8 protein-coding genes and 1 tRNA gene are annotated in these 9,245 nt (G+C 59.8%); all 9 read left to right on the top strand.

What is annotated here, in order from left to right; translation table 11 throughout:
• Positions 1-1,056, top strand: a 1,056-nt coding sequence (gene tuf / locus ACY65G_RS18225; RefSeq protein ID WP_464998706.1) for an elongation factor Tu, incomplete at its 5' end; no start/stop codon positions are given.
• A 94-nt stretch (positions 1,057-1,150) separates the two neighbouring features.
• Positions 1,151-1,226: transfer RNA gene (locus tag ACY65G_RS18220), tRNA-Trp, on the top strand.
• Between the two features lie 36 nt (positions 1,227-1,262).
• On the top strand, positions 1,263-1,646 hold the full coding sequence (gene secE, locus ACY65G_RS18215) for a preprotein translocase subunit SecE (RefSeq protein ID WP_464998705.1): 384 nt from the start codon (positions 1,263-1,265) through the stop codon (positions 1,644-1,646).
• Entirely contained in the window at positions 1,647-2,273 is a 627-nt protein-coding gene (nusG, locus tag ACY65G_RS18210) for a transcription termination/antitermination protein NusG (RefSeq protein WP_464998704.1), read from the top strand. It abuts the gene before it with no gap.
• Positions 2,274-2,373: 100 nt separating this feature from the next.
• The gene (rplK, locus tag ACY65G_RS18205) at positions 2,374-2,805 is read left to right on the top strand and encodes a 50S ribosomal protein L11 (protein WP_130186598.1); all 432 of its coding nucleotides are present in this window, start codon (positions 2,374-2,376) and stop codon (positions 2,803-2,805) included.
• Positions 2,806-2,807: 2 nt separating this feature from the next.
• Positions 2,808-3,503, top strand: coding sequence for a 50S ribosomal protein L1 (rplA, locus tag ACY65G_RS18200; protein ID WP_130186597.1), 696 nt, complete (start codon positions 2,808-2,810; stop codon positions 3,501-3,503).
• A gap of 252 nt (positions 3,504-3,755) precedes the next feature.
• On the top strand, positions 3,756-4,298 hold the full coding sequence (gene rplJ / locus ACY65G_RS18195; protein ID WP_464998716.1) for a 50S ribosomal protein L10: 543 nt from the start codon (positions 3,756-3,758) through the stop codon (positions 4,296-4,298).
• Between the two features lie 65 nt (positions 4,299-4,363).
• The gene (gene rplL, locus ACY65G_RS18190) at positions 4,364-4,738 is read left to right on the top strand and encodes a 50S ribosomal protein L7/L12 (protein ID WP_464998703.1); all 375 of its coding nucleotides are present in this window, start codon (positions 4,364-4,366) and stop codon (positions 4,736-4,738) included.
• A gap of 358 nt (positions 4,739-5,096) precedes the next feature.
• Positions 5,097-9,206, top strand: coding sequence for a DNA-directed RNA polymerase subunit beta (gene rpoB, locus ACY65G_RS18185; protein ID WP_464998702.1), 4,110 nt, complete (start codon positions 5,097-5,099; stop codon positions 9,204-9,206).
• The last annotated feature ends 39 nt before the right edge of the window (positions 9,207-9,245 follow it).

Raw genomic sequence — 9,245 nt, 5'->3', positions numbered from 1 at the left:
GCCTACGACCAGATCGACGCTGCTCCGGAAGAAAAAGCACGCGGCATCACGATCAACACCGCGCACGTCGAGTACGAAACCGCTGCCCGTCACTACGCGCACGTTGACTGCCCAGGCCACGCCGACTACATCAAGAACATGATCACCGGCGCAGCGCAGATGGACGGCGCGATCCTGGTGTGCTCCGCAGCCGACGGCCCGATGCCGCAGACCCGCGAACACATCCTGCTGGCCCGTCAGGTTGGCGTGCCTTACATCATCGTGTTCCTGAACAAGTGCGACCTGGTCGACGACGCGGAGCTGCTGGAACTGGTGGAAATGGAAGTGCGCGAGCTGCTGTCCAAGTACGAGTTCCCTGGCGACGACCTGCCGATCATCAAAGGTTCGGCACGTATGGCCCTGGAAGGTGCAGCTGGCGAGATGGGCGAAGAGTGCATCATCCGCCTGGCCGACGCACTGGACACCTACATCCCGACGCCTGAGCGCGCTGTGGACGGCGCCTTCCTGATGCCTGTGGAAGACGTGTTCTCGATCTCCGGCCGCGGTACCGTGGTGACCGGCCGTGTCGAACGCGGCATCATCAAGGTCGGCGAAGAAATCGAAATCGTCGGCATCATCGACACCGTGAAGACGACCTGCACCGGCGTGGAAATGTTCCGCAAGCTGCTGGACCAGGGTCAAGCTGGCGACAACGTCGGCCTGCTGCTGCGCGGCACCAAGCGTGAAGACGTGCAGCGTGGCCAGGTTCTGGCCAAGCCGGGCTCGATCAAGCCGCACAACCACTTCACCGGCGAGATCTACGTGCTGTCGAAGGATGAGGGCGGCCGTCACACCCCGTTCTTCAACAACTACCGCCCTCAGTTCTACTTCCGTACGACGGACGTGACCGGCTCGATCGAGCTGCCAGCGGACAAAGAGATGGTCATGCCGGGCGACAACGTGTCGATCACCGTCAAGCTGATCTCCCCGATCGCCATGGAAGAAGGCCTGCGCTTTGCAATCCGTGAAGGCGGCCGTACCGTCGGCGCGGGTGTCGTAGCCAAGATCCTGGGCTAATCGGTTTAGCAGTTAGCAGTAAAGAGTCCGCCAAGTAATGCTGGCACCCAACATAGTTGGGTGCTAGAATTACGGATTCCATGTAAGTTTACGTAGGGGCGTAGCTCAATTGGCAGAGCGTCGGTCTCCAAAACCGAAGGTTGGGGGTTCGATGCCCTCCGCCCCTGCCACCGAATTCTGGTGCAGGGCACCGAAAGTAAAAACGAATGTCTAATCAATCCGTGCAAACCGTTGGCACGAGCGGCGACAAGCTGAAAGTCGTGCTCGCGGTGGTTGCAGCGATTGCAGGCGTAGTCGGGTTTTTCTACCTGGCAGGTCAACCAACCCTGGTGCGGGCAGCCGCGCTTGTGGTTGGTTTGCTTATTTCCGTCGGCATTGCCTACACCTCCACTTCTGGTCGTGACTTCATCAATTTCTCGAAAGAAGCTGTTCGCGAAACCAAGAAAGTCGTCTGGCCTACGCGCAAGGAAGCAACGCAGATCACACTGATCGTGTTTGCCTTCGTGGTGGTAATGGCGATGTTCCTGTGGGGAACGGATAAGTTGCTTGAGTTCGTATTGTACGACTTGATTCTGGGCTGGAAAAATTAAATGAGCGATAACGTGCAAGACGATGCAACCGATACTCCTGTGCCAGGCGACGCGCCGGCGCAGGAAGCGGCTGCTCCTGTCAGCGTGCCAGTCAGCAACAAGCGCTGGTATGTTGTGCATGCTTACTCCGGCATGGAAAAAAGCGTGCAGCGTGCACTGACCGAGCGCGTCGAGCGCGCCGGCATGCAAGACCAGTTCGGCCAGATCCTGGTGCCGACCGAAGAAGTTGTCGAAGTAAAGAACGGTCAGAAATCCGTGACCGAACGCCGTTTCTTCCCGGGCTACGTGCTGGTGGAAATGGAAATGACGGATGAAACGTGGCACCTGGTGAAGAACACTGCCAAGGTCACCGGTTTCATCGGCGGCAAGTCGAACAAGCCGACGCCGATTCCTGCGCGCGAGATCGAAAAGATCATGACGCAGATGCAGGAAGGTGTCGAAAAGCCGCGGCCGAAAGTGCTGTACGAAGTGGGCGAACAAGTCCGCATCAAGGATGGTCCGTTCACCGACTTCAACGGCAACGTCGAGGAAGTCAACTACGAGAAGTCCAAAGTGCGCGTTTCGGTCACCATCTTCGGCCGAGCCACCCCCGTCGAACTCGAATTCGGGCAGGTCGAGAAAGTCTGACCTGCTTCCCGCCTAACGGAGCGTTCAATCCGTACGAGGAGCCCTGCCAGTCAGTATCGGCGGGGCGCTACCACTCAAATCCAACGATAGGATAGCCATCATGGCAAAGAAAATCATTGGCTTTATCAAGCTGCAAGTACCAGCTGGTAAGGCAAACCCGTCTCCTCCGATCGGCCCGGCACTGGGTCAGCGCGGCCTGAACATCATGGAATTCTGCAAGGCGTTCAACGCCCAGACGCAAGGCCTCGAGCCAGGCATGCCGATTCCGGTGGTGATCACCGCCTTCGCCGACAAGTCCTTCACCTTCGTGATGAAGACCCCGCCGGCAACCTTCCTGATCAAGAAGCACTCGGGCGTGCAAAAAGGCTCTCCGAAGCCGCACACCGACAAGGTCGGCACGCTGACCCGCGCTCAAGCGGAAGAAATCGCAAAACTGAAGACCCCGGATCTGACCGCCGCCGACATGGAAGCCGCTGTGCGCACCATCGCTGGCTCGGCACGTTCGATGGGCATCACCGTTGAGGGCTTCTAATCATGGCAAAACTGTCCAAGCGCGCACAAGCCATCAAGGCTAAAGTAGACCGCACCAAAGTGTACCCGTTCGACAACGCCGTATCGCTGATCAAGGAACTGGCAACGGCCAAGTTCAATGAATCGATCGACGTGTCCGTCCAGCTGGGCGTGGATCCGAAGAAGTCGGACCAGGTCGTTCGCGGCTCCGTCGTGCTGCCAGCAGGCACCGGCAAGACCGTTCGCGTGGCCGTGTTCGCTTCCGGCGACAAGGCTGAAGCTGCCAAGGCAGCCGGCGCAGACGTGGTCGGCATGGAAGACCTGGCAGAACGCGTGAAGGCCGGCGACATGCCGTTCGACATCGTGATCGCCTCGCCGGACACCATGCGTATCGTCGGTACCCTGGGCCAGATCCTGGGCCCGCGCGGCCTGATGCCGAACCCGAAAGTCGGCACCGTGACGCCTGACGTCGCTACCGCCGTCAAGAACGCCAAAGCTGGTCAAGTGCAATACCGTACCGACAAGGCCGGTATCATCCACGCGACCATCGGCCGTAAATCGTTCAGCGATGCCGATCTGAAGACCAACCTGGTCGCTCTGATCGAAGCCCTGAACAAGGCCAAGCCGGCCTCGTCGAAAGGCGTGTACCTGCGCAAGGTCTCGCTGTCGTCGACGATGGGCGCAGGCGTCCGTGTTGATCACGGCACGCTGGCTGCTTAAGTCAAGTATTAAGTCCTCGTGCCGAGAGGCATGAGGCAGATCTTTGGGCTGTCCGGTGTGAACACGCCGGGCAGGCAATCAAAGACCGTTGGGCTGGAAGCAGCAGGCAGGTTTCCGGTTAATGATCAGTGATGATCCCCAACGCAGATGGTGTACCCGAACAAGTTTTGCAGTCCATTGGACTCCTAACCTCGGACGCCGTTGTTCGAAACCGATGTAGAAATTTTTCTGCATCTTTTAAGGAGATTGACCGTGGGTCTCAATCTGAATGACAAAAAGGCCGTTGTCGCCGAAGTTTCCGCAAAAGTAGCATCTGCGCAAACGATCGTCGTGGCTGAGTACCGTGGCATCCAGGTTGCTCACTTGACGAAACTCCGTGCAGCCGCACGTGCCCAGGGCGTGTACCTGCGTGTTCTGAAGAACACGCTGGCTCGTCGCGCTGTCGAAGGCACGCCGTTCGCCAACCTGTCCGACGCAATGACCGGTCCGCTGATCTACTCGATCTCGGATGATGCCGTGGCCGCCGCAAAAGTCATTTCCGACTTCGCGAAAACCAACGACAAACTGGTCATCAAGGCAGGTAACTTTGCAGGCAAACAGCTCGACGTAGCTGGCGTGTCCGCACTGGCGAACATTCCGAGCCGTGAAGTCCTGCTGGCCCAGCTGGCTGGCGTCTGGCTGGCTCCGGTTTCCGGCTTTGCACGTGGTCTGGCTGCTCTGGCAGCCAAGAACAGCGAGGGCACTGAAGCCCCTGCTGCTGAAGCTGCTCCTGCAGAAGAAGCACCGGCCGCTTAATAGCAGCCAGCTGTTCTTAGTCAAGTAATCAATCTGTAAGCATACAAATCAATTAGGAGTTTCAAATGGCAATTAGCAAAGAAGACATCCTGGAAGCGGTTGGCAACCTGACCGTCCTGGAACTGAATGACCTGGTCAAGGCTTTCGAAGAGAAGTTCGGCGTGTCGGCAGCTGCCCTGTCGGCTCCTGCAGCTGGCGGCGGCGCTGCTGCTGCTGCTGTTGAAGAGCAGACCGAGTTCAACCTGGTGCTGACCGAAGTCGGCGCGAACAAAGTCGGCGTCATCAAGGCAGTTCGTGAAATCACCGGTCTGGGCCTGAAAGAAGCCAAGGACGTGGTTGACGGTGCACCGAAGACCGTGAAAGAAGCCCTGTCGAAAGCTGACGCAGAAGCCGGCAAGAAGAAGCTGGAAGATGCTGGCGCCAAGGCCGACCTGAAGTAATCTAGTATCATAGGCGCCGGTACTACTTAGCGCCCGAGCCAAAGCCAAGGCCCTCCCTCTTGAAGGGGAAGGGCCGGCTTTGGCTCCTTTGTCGTCCCTGCTGTATTTAGCAATATACGTTTTAGCAATACATTTTTTAGCAATACATGTTTTGGCAATACATGTTTCAGCAATACCAGTTCCAGCAGCACCGTTTTAGAAACACTTTTAGCAGCATCCTCGTCCCAGTACCTAGTCCCGACACGAGATGGTAGTGCCTTGAGGTTTCGCCTGAATACCTGCTCCAGTCGCCGCTGATTGCAAGCATACAAGCCGAAACCTGAATTTTCTACCCTTTCCTGTCACTCACGGAGTGTCCATGCACTACTCATTTACTGAGAAGAAGCGCATCCGCAAATCATTCGCGAAGCGCGCCAACGTCCACAACGTTCCGTTCCTGCTGGCGACCCAGCTCGAGTCGTACGAAAACTTCTTGCAAGAGCACACTCCGGTGGCAAGCCGCAAGAACGAAGGCCTGCAATCGGCCTTTACTTCCATCTTCCCGATCGTTTCGCACAACGGCTTTGCACGCCTGGAGTTCCTGTCCTACGTGCTGGGCGATCCCGCCTTCGACGTGAAAGAGTGCCAGCTCCGTGGCCTGACCTTCGCTTCCCCGCTGCGCGCCAAGGTGCGCCTGGTGATCCTGGACAAGGAATCGCCGACCAAGCCGGTCGTGAAGGAAATGAAGGAGCAGGAAGTCTACATGGGCGAGCTGCCCCTGATGACGACCACCGGTTCTTTCGTGATCAACGGCACCGAGCGTGTCATCGTGTCGCAGCTGCACCGTTCCCCGGGCGTGTTCTTCGAACACGACCGCGGCAAAACGCACTCGTCCGGCAAGCTGCTGTTCTCGGCTCGTATCATTCCTTACCGCGGCTCGTGGCTGGACTTCGAGTTCGATCCGAAGGATATCCTGTACTTCCGCGTCGACCGCCGCCGCAAGATGCCGGTGTCGATCCTGCTGAAGGCCATCGGCATGACGCCGGAACAGATCCTGGCGAACTTCTTCGTGTTCGACAACTTCAACCTGCGCTCCGAAGGCGGCGAACTCGAGTTCGTGGCCGAACGCCTGCGCGGTGAAGTCGCGCGCTTCGATATCGTCAACCCGAAGGACGGCAAGACGATCGTCACGAAGGACAAGCGCATCAATGCCAAGCACGTGCGTGAAATCGAAGCCGCCGGTATCGCTCACATCTCCGTGCCGGAAGACTACCTGCTGGGCCGCGTGCTGGCCAAGAACATCGTCGATCCGGAAACGGGCGAAGTGGTCGCATCGGCCAACGACGAGCTGACCGAAGAGCTGCTGAACCGCCTGCGCGATGCCAACATCGCCGCGATCCAGACGCTGTACACCAACGACCTGGACCAGGGCGCCTACATCTCGCAGACGCTGCGCATCGACGACACGGCCGACCAGAACGCCGCCCGCGTCGCGATCTACCGCATGATGCGCCCAGGCGAGCCGCCGACCGAAGAGTCGGTGGAAGCGCTGTTCAACGGCCTGTTCTACAGCGCCGACCGTTACGACCTGTCCGCCGTCGGCCGCATGAAGTTCAACCGCCGCATCGGCCGTGACGAACTGACCGGCGCCATGACGCTGGCCAACGAAGACGTGCTGGCCGTGATCAAGATCCTCGTCGAGCTGCGCAATGGCCGCGGCGAAGTCGACGATATCGATCACCTGGGCAACCGTCGCGTGCGCTGCGTGGGCGAGCTGGCCGAAAACCAGTTCCGCGCCGGCCTCGTGCGCGTGGAACGCGCCGTCAAGGAACGCCTCGGCCAGGCCGAAGCGGACAACCTGATGCCGCATGACCTGATCAACAGCAAGCCGATTTCGGCCGCGATCCGTGAATTCTTCGGTTCGTCGCAGCTGTCGCAGTTCATGGACCAGACCAACCCGCTGTCCGAGATCACCCACAAGCGCCGTGTTTCCGCACTGGGCCCGGGCGGCCTGACGCGCGAACGCGCCGGCTTCGAGGTGCGCGACGTGCATCCGACCCACTACGGCCGCGTGTGCCCGATCGAAACGCCTGAAGGCCCGAACATCGGCCTGATCAACTCGCTGGCACTGTACGCCCGCCTGAACGAATACGGCTTCCTGGAAACCCCGTACCGCAAGGTCGAGAATTCCAAGGTCACCGACAAGATCGACTACCTGTCCGCCATCGAAGAAGGCCGCTACATCATTGCCCAGGCTAACGCCCGCATCAATGAAGAAGGCCAGCTGGACGACGAACTGGTGTCGGCCCGTGAAGCCGGCGAAACGATCCTGGTCTCCCCGGAGCGCATCCAGTACATGGACGTGGCACCGGGCCAGATCGTTTCCGTGGCAGCCTCGCTGATTCCGTTCCTGGAACACGATGACGCGAACCGTGCACTGATGGGCGCCAACATGCAGCGCCAGGCCGTGCCTTGCCTGCGTCCTGAAAAGGCGCTGGTCGGTACCGGTATCGAACGCACCGTTGCGGTCGACTCCGGCACCACCGTGCAGGCGCTGCGTGGCGGCGTGGTGGACTACATCGATGCAGGCCGCGTGGTGATCCGCGTCAACGACGAAGAGGCGCAAGCCGGCGAAGTTGGCGTGGACATCTACAACCTGATCAAGTACACCCGTTCGAACCAGAACACCAACATCAACCAGCGTCCGATCGTGCAAGTGGGCGACCGCGTGGCCAAGGGCGACGTGATCGCCGACGGCGCATCGACCGACCTGGGCGAGCTGGCACTGGGCCAGAACATGACCGTGGCCTTCATGCCATGGAACGGCCTGAACTTCGAAGACTCGATCCTGATCTCGGAAAACGTCGTCAAGGACGACCGTTACACGTCGATCCACATCGAAGAACTGTCCGTGGTGGCCCGCGACACGAAACTGGGCGCGGAAGAAATCACCCGCGACATTTCGAACCTGGCCGAAAACCAGCTGGCCCGCCTGGATGAATCGGGCATCGTGTACATCGGCGCCGAAGTGCAGGCCGGCGACACGCTGGTCGGTAAAGTGACGCCGAAAGGCGAAACGCAACTGACGCCGGAAGAAAAGCTGCTGCGCGCGATCTTCGGCGAAAAAGCGTCCGACGTGAAAGACACATCGCTGCGCGTGCCGTCGGGCATGGTCGGTACCGTGATCGACGTGCAGGTGTTCACCCGCGAAGGCATCCCGCGCGACAAGCGCGCCCAGCAGATCATCGACGACGAGCTGAAGCGCTACCGCCTGGACCTGAACGACCAGATGCGTATCGTGGAAGGCGATGCCTTCCAGCGTCTGGAGAAGATGCTGATCGGCAAGATCGTCAACGGCGGTCCGAAGAAGCTGGCGAAGGGTGCCGCGATCACCAAGGACTACCTGGCCGACCTGGACAAGTACCACTGGTTCGACATCCGCCCGGCGGACGACGACGCGGCGACCGCGCTGGAAGCGATCAAGGAATCGATCAACGAGAAGCGCCACCAGTTCGACCTGGCCTTCGAAGAGAAGCGCAAGAAGCTCACGCAAGGCGACGAGCTGCAGCCTGGCGTGCAAAAGATGGTCAAGGTGTACTTGGCCGTGAAGCGCCGCCTGCAGTCCGGCGACAAGATGGCAGGCCGCCACGGCAACAAGGGTGTGGTGTCCCGTATCGTGCCAGTGGAAGACATGCCTTACATGGCCGACGGTACGCCGGCGGACGTGGTGCTGAACCCGCTGGGCGTTCCGTCCCGCATGAACGTGGGCCAGATCCTCGAGACCCACCTGGGCTGGGCGGCGAAGGGCCTGGGCATCCGCATCGGCGAAATGCTGGCACAGCAGATCAAGGTCGAAGAGATGCGCAGCTACCTGACGACCGTGTACAACGAGTCCGGCGCCAAGGAAGACATCGCATCGCTGTCCGACGACGAGATCATGAAGCTGGCCAACAACCTGAAGAAGGGTGTGCCGTTCGCGACGCCGGTGTTCGACGGTGCGCACGAGTCGGAAATCCGCCGCATGCTGGACCTGGCGTATCCGGACGACATCGCCTCGAAGCTGGGCATGACCCCGTCCAAGAACCAGGTCACCATGTACGACGGCCGCACCGGCGAAGCTTTCGAGCGCAAGGTCACCGTGGGCGTGATGCACATGCTGAAGCTGCACCACCTGGTCGACGACAAGATGCACGCCCGCTCCACCGGCCCGTACTCGCTGGTGACGCAGCAGCCGCTGGGTGGTAAAGCCCAGTTCGGCGGCCAGCGCTTCGGTGAGATGGAAGTGTGGGCACTGGAAGCGTACGGCGCATCGTACGTGCTGCAGGAAATGCTGACCGTGAAGTCCGACGACGTGAATGGCCGTACCAAGGTGTACGAGAACCTCGTAAAGGGCGATCACGTGATCGAGGCCGGCATGCCGGAATCGTTCAACGTGCTGGTGAAGGAAATCCGTTCCCTGGGTATCGACATCGACCTGGAACGCACCTAAGCCGCACAAAGCCCGGCCAGCGTGCTGGCCGGGCAACTT

Source organism: Pseudoduganella sp. jia 12 (assembly GCF_055502675.1).
This window is presented reverse-complemented; position numbering and strand designations above follow the sequence as displayed.

What these genes read in the sequence shown, in the direction of transcription:
- rplK (WP_130186598.1), top strand. Translation starts at nt 2,374, where the DNA reads ATGGCAAAGAAAATCATTGGCTTTATCAAGCTGCAAGTACCAGCTGGT.
- rplA (WP_130186597.1), top strand. Translation starts at nt 2,808, where the DNA reads ATGGCAAAACTGTCCAAGCGCGCACAAGCCATCAAGGCTAAAGTAGAC.
- secE (WP_464998705.1), top strand. Translation starts at nt 1,263, where the DNA reads ATGTCTAATCAATCCGTGCAAACCGTTGGCACGAGCGGCGACAAGCTG.
- rplL (WP_464998703.1), top strand. Translation starts at nt 4,364, where the DNA reads ATGGCAATTAGCAAAGAAGACATCCTGGAAGCGGTTGGCAACCTGACC.
- rpoB (WP_464998702.1), top strand. Translation starts at nt 5,097, where the DNA reads ATGCACTACTCATTTACTGAGAAGAAGCGCATCCGCAAATCATTCGCG.
- nusG (WP_464998704.1), top strand. Translation starts at nt 1,647, where the DNA reads ATGAGCGATAACGTGCAAGACGATGCAACCGATACTCCTGTGCCAGGC.